Source organism: Tenacibaculum ovolyticum DSM 18103 (assembly GCF_000430545.1).
Classification (GTDB): Bacteria; Bacteroidota; Bacteroidia; order Flavobacteriales; family Flavobacteriaceae; genus Polaribacter; species Polaribacter ovolyticus.
Genome location: NZ_KE387166.1, coordinates 26,428 through 43,424, shown reverse-complemented (window position 1 = coordinate 43,424; position 16,997 = coordinate 26,428). Strand labels below are relative to the sequence as shown.

Here is a 16,997-nt window from a genome sequence, read left to right as displayed (position 1 = left end):
CCAAAAAAAATGAAAAAAATAGTATTTATTGCAATTTGTGTTGTTAGTTTAGTGGGTTTTTCTTCTTGTGGAAGTACAGCACCTTGCGGTTTATCTAAAATTGATAAAACAAAACAAAATAAACATCAATCAGAAATTATTGTTGCTGATGCAACTGAGATTGCTGAATAAGTTGATGTTCTTTTAATTCAAATTCAATAAATCCGCTTTTCTTAGGCGGATTTTTTAGTTTTTGTCCTCTAACATTGGTACAAATTTAAAATCACCTAATTCGTGTTTTTCAAATTCCTTTGGAGAGTTTCTAATAAATAATGTCATTACCTGTTCTTTATCACCTACAGGTATTAATAACATACCTCCTACTTTTATTTGCCCAAGTAATGCTTTTGGTACAAACGGCGCTCCTGCTGTTACAATTATTTTATCAAAAGGTGCTTCTTCTACCAACCCAATATAACCATCACCAAAAATAAATCGTTTAGGTCTATAACCTATCTTAGGTAAAAACATTGATGTTTTTTTAAACAACTCATGCTGACGCTCTATCGTGTAAACCTCAGCTTTTAACTCTAATAAAACTGCTGTTTGATAACCAGAACCCGTTCCTATTTCAAGTACTTTTTCTCCTGGCTTTATTTCTAAAACTTGTGATTGGAAAGCAACCGTATATGGATGAGAAATTGTTTGCTCTGCCGCAATAGGAAATGCTTTATCTTGATATGCATGCGCTTCAAAACTACTATCTATAAACAAATGCCTAGGTATTTTACGAACAGCCTTCAATACATTTTCATTTACAATGCCTTTGGCTTGTAACGTAGTTGCTAACTGATTTCTAAGTCCCTGGTGCTTTGTTGTGTCTTTCATTTATAAATACGATGCTAATGGTGAATTATTATTTAATCTGTTGATTTACAATTCTATTATTTTTAACAAATAATTATGCTGTTTATTTTCTAATAATATAATTTCAACATGCCAAAAATAGTAATAAATCTGTATAAAAGTGTATCTTTGTTAGCATTGCTTTTCAAGTTAAAATAGAAAAGCTAAATAGGTTAAAAACAACGTCATTTAAAGGTTGAATACTCTAGTAATGTACAACCTTCTTGTTAAAAATGACTAAAAAATCAAACATATTATGTTAAAAGCTGGAGTTTTAGGTGCAGGTCATTTAGGTAAAATACACTTGCGTTTGTTACAACAATCTAAAAAATATGATTTAATAGGTTTCTATGATCCTTTTACTGAAAACGCTAAAAAGGTTGCAAAAGAATTTGGGTATAAATTATTTGATTCTATTGAAGAGTTAATTAATGCTGTTGATGTCGTAGATATCGTTACCCCAACCCTATCTCATTTTGATTGTGCCAAACAAGCTATTGAAAATGGGAAACATGTTTTTATTGAAAAACCAATAACAAATACATTACAAGAAGCTGAGGCTATAAAAACGTTGGCTAGCCAGAACCATGTTCGTGGTCAGGTAGGACATGTTGAACGTTTTAACCCTGCGTTTACCGCTGTAAAAGACATGATAGACTCTCCAATGTTTATCGAAACACATAGATTAGCAGAATTTAACCCAAGAGGAACTGATGTACCTGTTGTTTTAGATCTAATGATTCATGATATTGATATTATTTTATCAGTCGTAAAATCTAAAGTAAAAAACGTACATGCTAGTGGTGTTTCTGTTATTTCTGACACCCCAGATATTGCAAACGCTCGTATTGAGTTTGAAAACGGATGTGTTGCGAATTTAACTTCTAGCAGAATATCAATGAAAAATATGCGTAAAAGTCGTTTTTTTCAAAAAGACGCCTATATTTCTGTTGATTTCTTAGAGAAAAAATCTGAAGTTGTTAAAATGAAAGATGTTCCTGAGAACCCTGATGAATTTGCTATGATTTTACAAAATGCTGAAGGTGTTAAAAAACAAATTTATTTTGATAATCCTGCGGTTGTTGAGAATAATGCCATTTTAGATGAACTAGAATCATTTGCTGATGCAATAAATAATAATACAACACCTATTGTTTCATTAACCCAAGGTACAGAAGCCTTACGAGTTGCTCACTTAATTATAGACTGCTTTTAACAAAAAATAATAAAAACACAACAAACAATATGAAAAACATCGCTGTTATTGGAGCTGGAACTATGGGAAATGGAATTGCCCATACATTTGCTCAATTTGGTTACAACGTTCAACTTATTGATATATCTCAAACTGCTTTAGACAAAGGTTTGGCTACTATTACCAGGAATTTAGACAGAATGGTGTCTAAAGAAAAAATATCTGAAGATGATAAAAAAACTACTTTAGCTAATATTACAACACATACTTCTATTAAAGAAGGGGTGCAATCTGCTAGTTTAGTTATTGAAGCTGCAACAGAAAATGTAAACTTAAAATTAAAAATATTTAAAGATTTAGATGAAGTTTGTCCTGAAAACACCATTTTAGCTACAAATACTTCTTCTATTTCAATAACACAGATTGCTGCTGTAACAAAAAGACCTGATAAGGTAATTGGAATGCATTTTATGAATCCGGTGCCAATCATGAAATTAGTTGAAATCATTAGAGGTTATAATACTTCTGATGAAGTAATGGATTTTACTGTTGATTTAACTAAGAAAATTAAAAAAGTTCCTGTAGAGGTTAACGATTACCCTGGTTTTGTGGCAAATCGTATTTTAATGCCAATGATTAACGAATCTATTGAAACCTTATATAATGGCGTTGCTGGTGTTGCTGAGATTGACACAGTTATGAAATTAGGTATGGCACACCCAATGGGTCCATTACAATTAGCAGATTTTATTGGTTTAGATGTATGTTTATCAATTTTAAATGTAATGTATGAAGGTTTTAAAAATCCTAAATATGCTCCATGCCCGCTATTAGTAAATATGGTAAACGCAGGTAAATTAGGTAGTAAATCTGGTGAAGGTTTTTACGACTATAGTGAAAGTCGAAAAGCTGAAAAAGTAGCTAAAATGTTTTCTTAAAGTAAAACAGTTGTAAATTTCGGTTTATCAAAATAAGCAAACCCTTCTATTTTATAGAGGGGTTTGTTATTTTGTATTCAGTATTTACAGTAACAATATTGTTACAGCATTTTCCTTATAATTCTCAAAAAAACCATTAATCCACTTAGGGTTAAATATGAAATTTCATTACTTTTATAGTATAATTACTATATATTTATTAGCATAACATAAAAAAAACTGAATGAGAATTTTAACAATATTATTATTTCTGACTTTAATTTTGCACAAGAAAGGAACCATTTTAATTGTGTTGATAAGTTTGAATCAATTGAAACAAAAGTTGAATTTCAAAAAACTATATCCTATAAAATAATTTCTTCAAAAAAAATATACACTGAGGAAAGTTTTGAATTTAGTAAAGGTATAGCTATTATCGAAGACTTAAACGAAATATTGAATACAAAAGATATCCTACGTGTTTTAGGAACTATTGCTATTAAAAATAAAATGAGTGAAATTATTGCTTTTAAAACCTGTTTAGCTTCTAAAATTTATTTTCAGCAAACTAAACCTTCTGAACAGGAAATAAAGTATCTTGAAGAAAACTTCATAACTGAATTTAAAATAGATATTGATAAATCGTTAAGTAAAAAGGAGAAAAAAAGGAATAAAAAAAAGAGAGATTTTATAGAATCAGTTGCGACTGAAATTTGCCAAACTATAGAAAAAAATGACTCTAAAAATTTTAATCAAAAAGCACTTTCTAATGCTTTGATTCCAAAAGTTTCAGAAAATGTAGAAAGAATGATGAGAGTTTATGATTTATCATTTGAAATAGGTTCAGAGTTATTTATTAAGGATTTGACTTTCTATTTAATTAATAATTGTAAAACTGTAAATGACTATACTCATAGAAAAAAATAAAAAGATTTACCAACATTGACAATAGCCCATGTGCCCCATTTGACGTCTTTTGCAAAGAAGAGTTAGTAGGCAGAATATAGTTAAGCGTAATATTTACTTCCTGTTCTGATACGACTATCTTTTCAGTAATGATTTCTATAATGTTACGTTTTTGTTCTTTGGTAAGTTTATCCCAATTTTCATAAAGAGAACGAGCTTCTTCGATAATATAACCACTAGATTTAAACTGGTCTTTTAAAGCATATATTTCACCTTCAAGCTCTGGTATTTTTCTTTTTAACTGTTCTATTTGAGTATTTGGTTTGTCATAGAAATCTTTAAATCTCTCTGTTTCAATTTGCCCTTTTTCGTGGAGTTCAAATAGTTTTTGTATTTTTATTTCTAATGTTTCAATTTTTGATTTGATATTTACAATCTCTTGCTCTTTATCACGGATTACAGTATGTGTTCCATCAAAATAACGATTTACTTCATCTTTTGAAATAATGAACTCGGTAAGTTGTTCTTTGAAAATTTCTTCGATATCTTCAATATGAATTTTACGTTTGCATTTTTTACAGGTGTATTTTGGATTACTTGAAGGAACGTACATTCCACCTCCACACTCGCAGAAAAGATAACTTGTGAATAGGTAAACCTTTTTATTCAGTGGCTGCACTTTTTCCTTTTCTTGTTTTTGGATAATTACATTTACTTCATCCCAAACTTCGTCAGATACAATACGTGGAGCTTCATGGATATACCATTCTTCTTTATCACGCATAACGGTTTTTCCGTTTTCGTCTATTTTAGTGGTATGTGAGCGACGTATTCCCTTTGCTGTTGGGTCTTAATAATCGTTTTATAGTAGTCCCTGAAAAGAGGCTCTTTCGTTTAGTACGATATCCTTTATCATTTAAAATATTAGCAACAGTTCCAAATCGTTTATGCTCTAAAAATAAATCAAACATCATTTTTCTAATGGGAGCTTCGTATTCATCTAGTGCCATATCATCTTTTCCTACACGCTTATATCCAAATGAAATACTTCCCATCACTTTTCCCATTTTCGCTCTTACCTCAACAGACGACTTAATACGTTCAACAATATTCTCTCTTTCCCACTGACTCATAGCAGAAATTATAGTGTAAAAAAATCTACCCGATGGAGAACTTGTATCTATCGATTCTCCAAGTGAAACTAAGTCAGCATTGTATTTTTGAAAAATATCTGAAAATTCAAGAAGCTCTTTTACGTTTCGAGCCAAACGTGATATTTTTGAAAAAATTAAAGCTTCAACATGTCCACTTTTAATATCACGCATCATACGTTGTGTTTCATGATGTGATATTACACTTTTACCACTGAATGCTTCCAGATGATACTCTTCTACAATTTCCCAATCTTTTAGCTCTGCATACATTTTTGCTTTCTCTAAATGATGCTCTGGACTATCTGAACTCTGCTGTGTTTTTGTGGATACTCGAATCCACACGCCAACTCGCTTTTTCATGACTTCTAAGTTTCTGTGAATGAAAAGCTAAGCTAACACAACAATTTCACTAAAACAAGGTAATATTTGTTGTGGAAATACTTTTAGTACATAGTATTTCCACGGAATTAGAAAACTTTAATGAAAAAATAGACTATTGCCAAGGTTCTTAATTTAACTGATGATTTTGTAACTAAACTTGAATCAGGAATCATTCAAGGAAAAGTATCTAATTGTTTTAAGACTTTTCAGGAAAATAATCTAATAAATAGTTTTTGTCATTTTTAAGATCATCTAAGACAGCATCTAAAGCAATATTTATTTCTTCCTTATCTTTAATAGAAAGTGAATCTGTTAAAGATATTCTTAAATTATCTGGAGACTTAACTTGAATAGTCTTGATGTTATCTTTTATAAAATTTAAAATCAAAACTAATTTTTGATTCAACTTTTTAGGCATTCTTATTTCCTGAAAAGCTTTTTTAGTTAATTCTGTAATGAGAATTGATTTTAATGGTAGTTTTTTTTCTGACTTTAAGATTTTTAATAATCTGATAATCTCTATTTTTTCATTCTCATTATCTCCAAGGTCTTTTTGTATATTAGGATTCATTTTTAATTTTCTTGAACCTGTTAATAATTTGGGGTTTCTAAATAGGTTATATTCATTTTTACCTCTTATAAAATCTGTTCTTAATGTGGGTACTACATCAATAATTTCTTTAGAACCATTAAGTTTGTATATCAAACCTAAAGAATGCTTTTGTTCACGAATACCAATTAAATCTGTATCATTAAATCTATACTTTAAAAAGTTATGTAAGGCATCATGCATATCTTCCTCCTTAGAAAAACTAGTTCTTTTAAATTTGACCAATATATCTAGATCAGATAAACCACTTACAGCAGTTCCTTGAACAGTAGACCCCTGATATGTTACTCCCCTTCCTAATAACTTATTACTAAATTCTCTTTTTATAGCCAATTTAAGTTGTTTCCCTTTTTGAAGGACTTGTTTATCAATTTCATCTGGTTGATAAGAATTTAATACAGATCCTAAGTAACTTATTTCATCAGCTTCATCTAAAATTTCTTCTTTACTAGTAAAAACAGAGAGTAATAATTTGATAATTTCAAAACTAACTGATCCTATAATAGCACCAATCATTCCAACTAGAATAAGCGATTGAAAATCAAATTCCTTGTGAGGGTTTTCTTTCTTTTCTTTAGATTGACCTACAATATTCATTATCAAGCCAAGTACACCTCCTACAATTGCTCCAGTTCCAGTAAAATTATCTTTTGGTTTTTTCATAATTTATTTTAATTACTCAAATGCTTGAAGATATTTATATAAAAGGGAAAAGTTTTTTATTCTCATATAAGTAAAACTTAAAATTATTAATAGATTCTTTGTTCGTACTTATGATTAATAATATTGGATTTTTAATATGTACAGTTTTGCATTGCTCAATACTAATCATAGCTTTTAAGTCTGTATTACTATAGTGTATTGAACCATTAGGGTGCGTGTGCCATTCTCCTACATAATACTGATGTGGTGTTTTTTTATAAGCTTCTTCGAAATCTTTTTGTATTCCCTCTACACTCCTTTGAAATAAAGAAGGGCTTCCTTTATAAACCTTAGGTAAAATCGTTTCACTAATAGTTAGTGTTTTGAAATCATTACTATAATATCCTATCAAAAAACCACCAAACTCGTTTGGATATTGATCAATACCATAAGTAGAAATTTTGCTAAATAGCTTATCTGAAATTATAATTTCAACATCTTTAGTTGTGTTTTTTAATTTCAAAATTCTTTTAATTTAAGTTTATACTCTTGTTCAGATCCTGTTTCAATAACAAAATTATTTTTAGGTAAATCATCTTGATATTTTAGATTAATATGTTTCAAAGCATACTGTACTAATACGTTTATATCATTATAAGAAGCTTTAAAAGTTGGACTCCAACAACCTGTTGGATTATACATATCTTCAGTGTCTTGCTTTAGTACTTCTGAAAATTGTTTTATTACAAAATCATAAATGTTGGGATAAAAAGCACAGACCAATTCTTGTGCTTTATTAGTTATTGACATATTTATTAAATCACACGATAGGTCAAGTTTATTTAAAACATACATTAAGTCATTATCTGTAGAGCAATCAAATACAATATCAAATGAATTTAGATATTCTTCCAATTTTTGACGACCTATAGATTCATTAAAAAAAGCTTTTGATATAAATTCAAAGTAAGCTTGATCAGCACTACTTTCTACTTCAACAAAAGGAGAAATATATGATAATGTACTCCTTAGCTCTTCAACCTTTCCTGTTAAACCGTTTGCAAATTGAAATTCGGCACGACATACATTTTCTGGTTCTTTTATATCATAATCACATAAATCTATATTTTTACATCCACTTTTTGTTAAGGTATGTGCCACTATACTTCCTATAGCTCCTGTTCCTATAATTAGGATCTTTTTATTTGTTATTTTTTCAGAAAACACTCCTCTACCAAAGAAATATGAATACGAGGAATTACGAGAGATCCCCCAAGTAATTTTGCCATCAATAAGTTCTGTTGACCATTTTTGATCTTTTTTAACCCCTCTTATAGGGAATTTCCCTATTTCCAATAGTGCTACTTGCCAATGAATTTCATTTTCAGAAATTTTATAGCCTATATATAAAGGAATCGGTTCTCCTAAATGTTTTTTATTTATGCAATCCTTTTCAAAACCATAAAGAAATTCTAGAAAATTCTTTTTAAAAATAGACTTAAAACTCTTCCAATCGTTATAAATAAATTTATTAAGTATCGCAGGAGATTCTTCTATATAGACATAAACCCCATGATAATTGTTTGAAATGTTTTTATAAAAAGAACTCCATTTACAATTTGCTAATTTTAAACCAGATAAATTAGTAAAGCTCTCTGTTAAAAAATTAGTGATTTTTATATCTTTAAAGAATCCTTCATTAAGAAATTTTAGATTTACAAACCCATAAGCATCTTTTTTAAATTGATAATCTACCTCAGTAAATATAAATGCACATTTCTTATTTTTAAAAGTATGTTCGGGTACAATTAAGTGTTCATAGTGTGTGTTTTCTTCTTTATTTATATAATATTTTACTATCCAATTTTTAAGTGAACTGAAATCAATATTCAACTTTTCTTTAAGATCAATACAATGTGAGGTATGAATACAAATCATTCCATTACCCATAACATGTTTATACTCTAATAATTCTGAATTACTGAAATTTATAGTTTCAGAATCATGACTTTTGAATGGGTATTGTAAAGAAATTTCTACATCAAATTCTAAAGGAAAATTTAAAAGTTCAAAATCAATAGAAACTCTCCCTTTAAGAGAGAGTTCATCTGATTTAAATTCTTTAATTATAGAAACAAAAGAAAGCTCTTCAATAGTATTTATTATCGTTTTATTTCTTTGTGCTGCCATTATCCGAAACGTTCATTTTTTGGTGGTCTAGAGTTCAATCCTGCACCCGTTTCTACTCCATATCCATTATTTTCTTCGAAGTCAGAATTCTTAGGGAAATAGAATTTTAAATTATCTTCATTTTCCTCTATTCTATCTAACATGTTTTTCATTTTATTAGACATGCCTTTCTTTTCATGAGTTTCTAAAGTATCAGCAACATCATTTCCACTATTCCCTGGGTCTTTAAGGGTGAAATTATCTTTAGCAATATGGTCTTTTATATATTCCATTACAGCTTTTAATTGCTCCCAAAGGTTTCCAGAAATGGTATCTTTATCAAATGCCTTAATTGTAATGAGTTCAAGTAAGAATGATTTATATTTTTCAGAGTTTGTAGTTTTCCATATTTTAAGCAACCGAATAATTTTTCGTTCATTATCCCTACTTTTTATATGATCTATTTGTGCTTTGATATTGGTTTGAATGTAGCTTTGTTCTTCTAATGAACCATATCTAGAATTAATATATAGATTCAACTTATTGTCATCTTCATATTGATCTTTATTTAACTCCCTTCCTGGTACAACATCAATACTGATATCATCACCGTCTTCATCTGTATAAAATTCGATACCTATGGATACTTTTTGTTTTATCACATTAGCTTCACCTTTATACTTTTCATAAAGAAAATCAAAAATATCATCAAACATTACTTCAAGAGTATCAAATGAATTCCGTTTAAAAGGAATCATTACATCTAAATCAAACTTATTATTGATTGCTGTAGATTTAGCATAGGAACCAGAGTTTAATGGACTATACATATCAGTTGTATATTTACTCTCAATAGCTTCCTTTATTTCTTTTCTTTTTTCACGATACTTATCCAATAAATCGTTAACATGTGCCATTCGATAGCTTTCTAACACCTCTGCGAGGTATTCACTTTTAGTTATATCCATAATATTTTAATATTTTATTGATTGCAAGAAAGTGCATTTTTTAAGGCAATAAAATACCTCGAAGAAGGCATTTTAAGCATAAAGGTTTTGTAGTTTTAGTAGTGTCATTGCATTGTTGTACAAATGCGGTACTACGTTCGCATATGTTAATAGATGTTTGTTAGGTATGTTTTTATATTCTGAATTATGCGAAGGAAAAAATTGATCATTTGAATAATATAAAACTCCAATTCCTTCACTTAAAAACTCTTTAACAAGAGGTATCATATCATCATCTAGGCAAGTTTTATCCCATTTTCTTCCATCTGCACTAGAATTATCAAAAATGATTAACTCAAAATCCGTAGGATGTGGCCCTTTTTTATTGACCAATTCATTTTTAATCTTTTTATAGGTAAGTTCTTTGATGTTTATTTGAGTGCAATTGAATTGTACTTTTGAAGACCCTTTAATGAAAATACGTTGTAAATCTTTATTAACTGGTGTAGTGACTTCATTTACCAATAATATTTTAGATTGAGCTCGTAAATTATTATTATCAATTTCAGCATTCTTTATATGTTGTATCGTTCTAATTTCAGCTTCCTTTACATTATCAATTGAGTCTTGAAATGTTTTTTTTAAAGCTTTTATCTTTTTATCCGTTTTTTGTTTTATAATTTGATCTAGACCTAAAATGCTTAAAAAAGTCAAAAATAATGTTAATAATAACCCTTGTGTACCTATTTTTGAAATGAATAAATTATCAATATTATTCTCATTGGTAATTGTCCGTTTTGTGTTTTCTAGAATATCATTACTTAATGAATAAATTTCTTTGCTTATGTTTTGTTTAATCAGGGTTTCTGAATTAGTTATTACTTTTTCCTCAATTTGATTATTCTCTTGTTGAGCTATTAAAAGCGTAACAAAGCTTATAGCTATAATGAATGTTGTTTTTTTCATTTATTTTGTCTTTTTAAATTGAAAATTATTCTTTCTCTGGATGTATTTCATAGGTATATTTCTCACCTAATTTTTCTAAAAGTTCTATAAGGAATAGAGAACTTACTGCATAATTTGCTCGAAACTCAGTATATTCCTCTGAAGTTCCCGCATAGTGAATACCTAATACTTTTCCAGAATTAAAGTCTAATAATGGAGAACCTGAGTTTCCTCCCCAAGTTGTGCAATCATGTTTATAGATATAATTAGAAACTGACGTTCGAAAAAAAGCTCCAGGAGCAAATTGTTTTACGCCAGAAACGCTGTTAAAAAATGTATTTTTTAGATCTTCATTTTGATTACAAGCAGGATACCCTACTACATAAACGTCTTCTTTTAATGTTGGAGGTGTGTATGAAAGTTCTAATCCTTCAGGTAATTTCTGATCATTATGATTTTGAGTTTGCACTCTTAATAAAGCAATGTCTAATTCTGAATTTTCTGTTATGTGAATTACTTCTTTTATATCAAATTCAAGCTCTATATTGGTATCGTGCTCTTCTTTAAAGTCTATTTTAACTCCTAATGGACGTCTTCTATAACTGTCTTTTATCTGAAAAATACCCTTTTCTTTTTCAGAAGCAAATAAATTAGCAACATGTCTATTGGTAACAATAATATCCGTGTTTTTTAATAACCAACCAGTTCCTGCCCATTTTCTTCTATCATCTCCAGTAATTTCAATACGACCTACAGCAGGAATAACTTTAGAAATTGTAGTAAGGTTTTCTTTTATGTGTTTATCCCAAGACGTGGTAATTGCAATATCAATTTGATCGTTATTAATCAAAAACACAGGTCGATTTACTGTTTTTATAATGCTTTGTTCAGCTCGTTTATATAAATCCATTTCCTCAGAAATACCTTCAATAGAAGAATTAAAGAGCTTTTCAATTACATGTGCATCTTCAAAGTCATTTAAAAATGTTTGTAGGCTTTTAAAAAAAGTTTCTTCATTAGTGAAATCTACTTGTAGTTCAATACTTCGAAGTATTTCTTCGTTACTGTAATACGCCTTTAAATTAGCTAATACATCTTTGGGAGATTGCCTGAAATTTTCGTTCTCTGAAGGTTGTTTTTCTGAATCCATTATACTTGTTTTTATTTGACGACAAGTACGTTACGATTCGTGAAAAAGGCAATACCTTAATGAAGGTATCTTTTATTTTTATATAAGAAATAAAAGTTTAATCAAAGTCGGATTTTCTATTCAACGCATACTCTAATAATGCGTTTCTACCTTTGAGGTTTAATTTTTCGATCATATTTTTACGGTGCGTTCCTACTGTGTAAGCACCTATAAATAGTTTTTCTCCAATTTGTTTATTTGTTAATCCTTGACCAATAAGTTCTAAGATTTCATATTGGCGTTTAGTAAGCAGTTTTTTTTGTTTTATAGTAGCTGTTGAGTCTTTTTCTAATGATAAATTAGAATCATAATATGTTTTCCCTGAATATACTTCTCTAACAGCCTCCAAAAGTATTTTCAAACTTGCATTTTTAAGTAAATATCCTTTAACACCAATGGCTATCATTTTATTTACTGTTTCTCGTTTTCCTATCATTGTAAAAGCGATAACTTTAATATGAGGATACTTTTCTACTATTTGCTTGGTTGCTTCGATTCCATCTAATCTAGGCATACGTATGTCTACAATAACAACATCTACGTGTTTATGTTTTAATGTTTCCAATAAAGCTATTCCATCATTTGCTTTACCTACAATGGCAATATCTTCTTCAAACTCAAAATAGATATCAATTCCATCAATAAGACAGTTGTGATCTTCCGCAATTACAATATTAATCATAGTGGTATTTCAATAATAAATGTAGCTCCATGGTTGGGAACAGATTCAATCGTTAATTTTCCTTTTAATTCTTCTACTTTTTTATAGATACTATATAACCCTAATCCTTTCTTATTGTTATTAGATTGAGATTTATCAAAGCCTATTCCATTATCTTCTACCATAATTGTTAAGGAGTTTTCATAAACAGTAATATCTACAGAGACTTCAGAAGCTTTTGAATGTTTAACAGCATTCGTAATAAGCTCAGTAGTCATGCGACGTAAGTCGTTCTCTATGCTAATATTTATAATATTAGTTACTCCATAGCTTTGGACATCTACAGATAATCGATCACTTTCATTAATTATAGATGCAAAGTCTTTAATAACGTCAATCCAATACCCCGAGTTTTTAGAAGCTGAATCTTCCAAATGTGACATATTTCTAATTTTTTGATAGGCATCATCCAATAATCCTTTTGTTTTAGATATTAGATTTTCTTCTTCTTTAAGAAAGCGATTTTTATTAATCTTAAGATTTTCAAAACATTGTTGAATCGCTACAATTAAACTTCCTAAATTATCATGTAATTCACCTGCAATACGTTGTCTTTGAAAATCTTTTTCTTCATTACGAGCATCAATAGCCCTTAGTTCTTTTTCTTTCTCTGCAAGCTTTTTCTTACTCCGATAATATAGTATCAGAACTGTACATATAATAATTACAGCAATTAAAATAGTCATAACTAGGTATAGCAGATTTTTATCTTTTATCCGTTCAGACTTTAAAATTAAATTTTTTTGAGACAACTCATTCGTTTCTAGAAGAGTTAATATGGTGTTTTGTTTAGTAATATTAATACTATCTCTATAAGTTGTCATTTTCTTATAGTATTCAAAAGCAACATCTTTTTTATTTAAATTTTCGTAGTTTAATGATAGATACTTGTATAATCCTATTTTCCTATTATAAATATTTTCTTTTATAGGTAGTACTTCTGCCTTTAAAAGTTGAACAATTGCCTCTTTATAATTCCCTTGTAGTGTATGTGTATATGCCTTTGTTTTTAAAGAAGATTCAATCTTATCTGGGGAATTGAGCATATTTGCATAATGTAGCATACTATCTGTATGAATTTTAGTTTTATCCAAATCGTCAGTATAACTTTGATAAAAAACAGCTTTATAGTTATGTAATTTGTATAGCGCATCTGGTGTTCCAATACTGTTCGCATATTGACTTGCTTTTTGCAAGTTAAAAATAGCATTCTTCGTGTTTTGGGGTGAGATTCCCATGAAAACCAACCCTAAATGAGCTATGAGTAATTGTTCGCTATTTTCATTTTCTTCAGCATTTTTAAAAAATATTTTTAAATAAGATTCACCATCATATTCTAAAAAATCTTGAGAAACTAAGGTATAATGAAGATCGTAATTAACAGCATTAGCCATTTTAAGATTGCTATTTAGATTAAATAATTTTTGAGATTTAAGCTTTAAAGAATATGCTTTTTCTTCTTGATTATTATATCTATAAACATCTCCAAGTACATAATAATACCACCCTTTATAAACCTTTGGGAGTTGAATACTATCTACTTTTTTAAGTGCTATAAATGCCTTTACTATATTACGCTGTTTAAGCCGTAATTTCCCTTTGTAATACCAATATAAACTACTGTCTTTTTTAGAAGATTGTAACTGTATCAATTCTCGCTCAAAAACTGTATAAAGTTTACTATCCAATAAAGAATCTAATCTAGTTAGCTGCGTAAACGCATTACTAGATAAAAACAAGCAATATAGTAGAAGCAAATATTTCAAAATTTAATTTTTATAGTATTAACTTATGGCGTTGTAATAGGATCAATTACACCTCCACCCACTGTTCTAGGTTCCTCTTGTTGAATAATTTCCTTTGACTTTCCAGCAATAAAATCTTGAAGAATTTTTATATCATAATCAAAGTTTTTTTCATCATCATTAAATGAAACATGATGTTGAACGAAAAAACGATATATAGCAATATGCCAATCTTCAAAATCCTCATCATGAACTGTTATTACCAAAATCTTTTCACAAGGAAAGTTCGTACACTTAAAAATCGAACTTAGAGGGAACCTTTTTCTATCCCAATCTAGATTTCCTGCACCTATTTTTCCTCTATGAGTAGGATGACCATGTCCATATACAGCAAGCATACATGGAATGAATTCACTTGAAATATCATCATGCTTTTTAAGACTCAAACTATATGTTTTTTCAGAATCAGATAAAGAAATTTTCGGGATTTCAGTAGCTATTTTTATTTCATTATTCTTTTTACAATAAGTACCCTTACTATGAAAGGTTTGCTTGTGTTTTGCATTTTCTAAAAATGTATTTTTCTTCATGATTTAAAATAATTTTAATTATGCCTCAAAACTAGATCATGAATGTTATTTAAAACATACCTTGGTGAAGGTAAATATATCATCTTGATTAACTAATCGAATATAAACTCTCAATCGCTTCATACAATAATTCCAAAATTTTATTTACATCGTTTGTTCTAGAAGAAACCCAACTATATCAAAACGATACATATTTTCTTAACTCCTGCTTTATAAGTTTTTTTTAGAAATATGGAAGTAATTAATAATCGTTAAGGTAGAGCCAACTCTAATGTTTTCAAGATTATTTCCTTTAATCATCATATCCGATTTACAAATAGCGTAGGTTTCGTCGTTTATTTCTTTTCCGTATAAATAAACATCACCTGTTGCACGAATTTCACCATTTTTATCTTTTATAAAATTCTGACTTTCGGCTAACATCCCACCACTACCACAAGCAGGGTCGTAAATAGTCATTACTGGTGGTAAATTATTTTTTATAGGGTCGAAAATAATGTGTGTCATTAAATCAATTACCTCACGCGGTGTAAAGTGTTCACCTGCTTCTTCGTTATTTTCTTCGTTAAATTTTCGAATTAGTTCTTCAAATACATACCCCATTCCTAAGTTAGAAAGAGCTGGTAATTTTCTACCTTCAGGATCTTCTTTTTCAAAAGGAGTTAGGTTGATGTAGGATGAGGTGAATTTTTCTAAAACATCTAACAATACGTCTTTAGCTGCCATGTGACGTACTTGGCTTAGTAAATTAAATTTTTCAATAATTTCTTTTACGTTGGGGCTAAATCCGTTTAAATAATCCTCAAAATTAGCTTGTAAAATTTGTGTGCTATTAGTTGCGGTGTCTTTAATTTTTTGAAGTGTCCATTTACTGGTATTGTAAAATACATACTTCGAAGCTTCACGCAAACCAGATTCATCCCACTCAGTAAAACCAGCTTCATCACGCTGAAAGGCTAATTCTTCTAAAACAGCTTCTTTGGTTGGTTCTAAAAGGGCATCTAAACGTCGTAATACAATCATTGGTAAAATAACGTCACGATATTTTCCACGTACGTATACATTTCGTAAACAGTCATCTGCAATAGACCAAATAAAGGATACTAATTTATTATGAGATGATTTTTTCATTAATAATTATCTGTTTTTGATGTATGTAAAAAAACAGGAAAATGTAATTCCTGCATTCTTGTTCTTTTTGTGATTTTAAACCTCTAAAATAACAAATATAAATTCATATAATTATGGATATCCATAATTATATGAATTTATATTTTACTAAAAAATAGTAGGTCTTTTATACAAAGAAAGTAAAGGGTTAATGATAATACAAAAGAGATCGTAAATTGTAAATCAAAAACACTTTTATTTTATATAATAGAGATTTTATAAGTTTTGTTTTTCAGAAATCACCTATATTGCTCACTTAGGTTATCAACGACATAAGAAAAAGAATTCATTACTTCCCACCAAGGAGTTCCTATATTGGAATCTCCTTTTTTTATAGATTTCCAGTTAATTCTCGTTGATGTGTAATTTAGCGAGTATCCTTCATAAAAGCCGAATAAAATTACCTCATTATTCTTATAAGATATATGAATTTTCATTTTCCTGCCATTTTGAACGAATGGTTTTGATATAAGGGTGTTATTTTCATTTACATCAATACCGAAACCTCTGTTATGGTGGTTTATATACGCCTGTTTAATATCAAATTTAGAATTACTGCAAGCTACTTTTATATATGAAGAGTTACTATCGGGTTGTGAATTCCATATAAATGAATCCATAGAAGAACTATATGGACTTGGAATTGAGGTAGTAGAATTATTCTGAGACGAATCTATTGCAGTTTTTTTTACATAAACATGAAAAAAAACTACAAGAAATTAATAATAACGACAACCTAACTGTCTTTTTTAAGTTAATGACATTTAGTATTTTACATAAAAATACAATGTTTTTTTAAAAAACTATTTAAATAAAAAAGCAAGAAAAATA

General features: G+C 29.0%; 18 protein-coding genes. 4 read left to right on the top strand and 14 right to left on the bottom strand.

What is annotated here, in order from left to right; all coding sequences use genetic code 11:
* Positions 1–9: 9 nt before the first annotated feature.
* Positions 10–171, top strand: coding sequence for a hypothetical protein (locus H518_RS21200; protein WP_155995264.1), 162 nt, complete (start codon positions 10–12; stop codon positions 169–171).
* A 54-nt stretch (positions 172–225) separates the two neighbouring features.
* On the opposite strand, the gene H518_RS0118020 is transcribed toward H518_RS21200, so the two are convergent.
* The gene (locus H518_RS0118020; protein WP_028890374.1) at positions 226–867 is read right to left on the bottom strand and encodes a protein-L-isoaspartate(D-aspartate) O-methyltransferase; all 642 of its coding nucleotides are present in this window, start codon (positions 865–867) and stop codon (positions 226–228) included.
* A gap of 274 nt (positions 868–1,141) precedes the next feature.
* Between H518_RS0118020 and H518_RS0118015 the strand changes: the two genes are divergently transcribed.
* From H518_RS0118015 to H518_RS0118005, 3 genes are all read left to right on the top strand, one after another.
* A complete protein-coding gene (locus H518_RS0118015) occupies positions 1,142–2,101 on the top strand; it encodes a Gfo/Idh/MocA family protein (RefSeq protein ID WP_028890373.1) in 960 nt (319 codons plus the stop codon).
* 29 nt (positions 2,102–2,130) lie between these two features.
* Complete coding sequence (locus H518_RS0118010) at positions 2,131–3,018, top strand: 3-hydroxyacyl-CoA dehydrogenase family protein (RefSeq protein ID WP_028890372.1); 888 nt, start codon at positions 2,131–2,133, stop codon at positions 3,016–3,018.
* A 435-nt stretch (positions 3,019–3,453) separates the two neighbouring features.
* Positions 3,454–3,924 carry a hypothetical protein gene (locus tag H518_RS0118005; RefSeq protein WP_028890371.1) on the top strand — a complete coding sequence of 157 codons (471 nt, stop codon included), beginning with the start codon at positions 3,454–3,456 and terminating at the stop codon, positions 3,922–3,924.
* Here the strand turns inward: H518_RS0118005 and H518_RS0118000 are convergent.
* From H518_RS0118000 to H518_RS0117940, 13 genes are all read right to left on the bottom strand, one after another.
* On the bottom strand, positions 3,878–4,687 hold the full coding sequence (locus H518_RS0118000) for a zinc ribbon domain-containing protein (RefSeq protein ID WP_028890370.1): 810 nt from the start codon (positions 4,685–4,687) through the stop codon (positions 3,878–3,880). The two genes, H518_RS0118005 and H518_RS0118000, sit on opposite strands and share 47 nt — an antisense overlap.
* Positions 4,688–4,712: 25 nt before the next feature.
* A complete protein-coding gene (locus H518_RS0117995) occupies positions 4,713–5,417 on the bottom strand; it encodes a recombinase family protein (RefSeq protein ID WP_028890369.1) in 705 nt (234 codons plus the stop codon).
* A 217-nt stretch (positions 5,418–5,634) separates the two neighbouring features.
* Entirely contained in the window at positions 5,635–6,711 is a 1,077-nt protein-coding gene (locus H518_RS0117990) for a nucleotidyltransferase family protein (protein ID WP_028890368.1), read from the bottom strand.
* Positions 6,712–6,745: 34 nt separating this feature from the next.
* Complete coding sequence (locus H518_RS0117985) at positions 6,746–7,213, bottom strand: Mov34/MPN/PAD-1 family protein (RefSeq protein ID WP_043707284.1); 468 nt, start codon at positions 7,211–7,213, stop codon at positions 6,746–6,748.
* Positions 7,210–8,880 carry a ThiF family adenylyltransferase gene (locus H518_RS0117980; protein WP_043707281.1) on the bottom strand — a complete coding sequence of 557 codons (1,671 nt, stop codon included), beginning with the start codon at positions 8,878–8,880 and terminating at the stop codon, positions 7,210–7,212. The genes H518_RS0117985 and H518_RS0117980 overlap by 4 nt, the downstream gene beginning before the upstream one ends.
* A complete protein-coding gene (locus H518_RS0117975) occupies positions 8,880–9,827 on the bottom strand; it encodes a nucleotidyltransferase family protein (protein WP_028890365.1) in 948 nt (315 codons plus the stop codon). The genes H518_RS0117980 and H518_RS0117975 overlap by 1 nt, the downstream gene beginning before the upstream one ends.
* A gap of 72 nt (positions 9,828–9,899) precedes the next feature.
* A complete protein-coding gene (locus H518_RS0117970) occupies positions 9,900–10,772 on the bottom strand; it encodes a hypothetical protein (protein ID WP_028890364.1) in 873 nt (290 codons plus the stop codon).
* Positions 10,773–10,797: 25 nt separating this feature from the next.
* On the bottom strand, positions 10,798–11,901 hold the full coding sequence (locus H518_RS0117965; RefSeq protein WP_028890363.1) for a trypsin-like serine peptidase: 1,104 nt from the start codon (positions 11,899–11,901) through the stop codon (positions 10,798–10,800).
* 97 nt (positions 11,902–11,998) lie between these two features.
* Complete coding sequence (locus H518_RS0117960; RefSeq protein WP_028890362.1) at positions 11,999–12,622, bottom strand: response regulator; 624 nt, start codon at positions 12,620–12,622, stop codon at positions 11,999–12,001.
* On the bottom strand, positions 12,619–14,427 hold the full coding sequence (locus H518_RS0117955) for a sensor histidine kinase (RefSeq protein WP_155995263.1): 1,809 nt from the start codon (positions 14,425–14,427) through the stop codon (positions 12,619–12,621). Before H518_RS0117955 ends, H518_RS0117960 begins: the two co-directional genes overlap by 4 nt.
* A gap of 23 nt (positions 14,428–14,450) precedes the next feature.
* Positions 14,451–14,996, bottom strand: a complete 546-nt coding sequence (locus H518_RS0117950; protein WP_028890360.1) for a hypothetical protein — start codon at positions 14,994–14,996, stop codon at positions 14,451–14,453.
* A gap of 210 nt (positions 14,997–15,206) precedes the next feature.
* Positions 15,207–16,127: a type I restriction-modification system subunit M gene (locus H518_RS0117945; RefSeq protein WP_028890359.1), complete on the bottom strand. Its 921-nt coding sequence runs from the start codon at positions 16,125–16,127 to the stop codon at positions 15,207–15,209.
* A 278-nt stretch (positions 16,128–16,405) separates the two neighbouring features.
* Positions 16,406–16,786, bottom strand: a complete 381-nt coding sequence (locus H518_RS0117940; protein ID WP_028890358.1) for a hypothetical protein — start codon at positions 16,784–16,786, stop codon at positions 16,406–16,408.
* Positions 16,787–16,997: the final 211 nt, after the last annotated feature.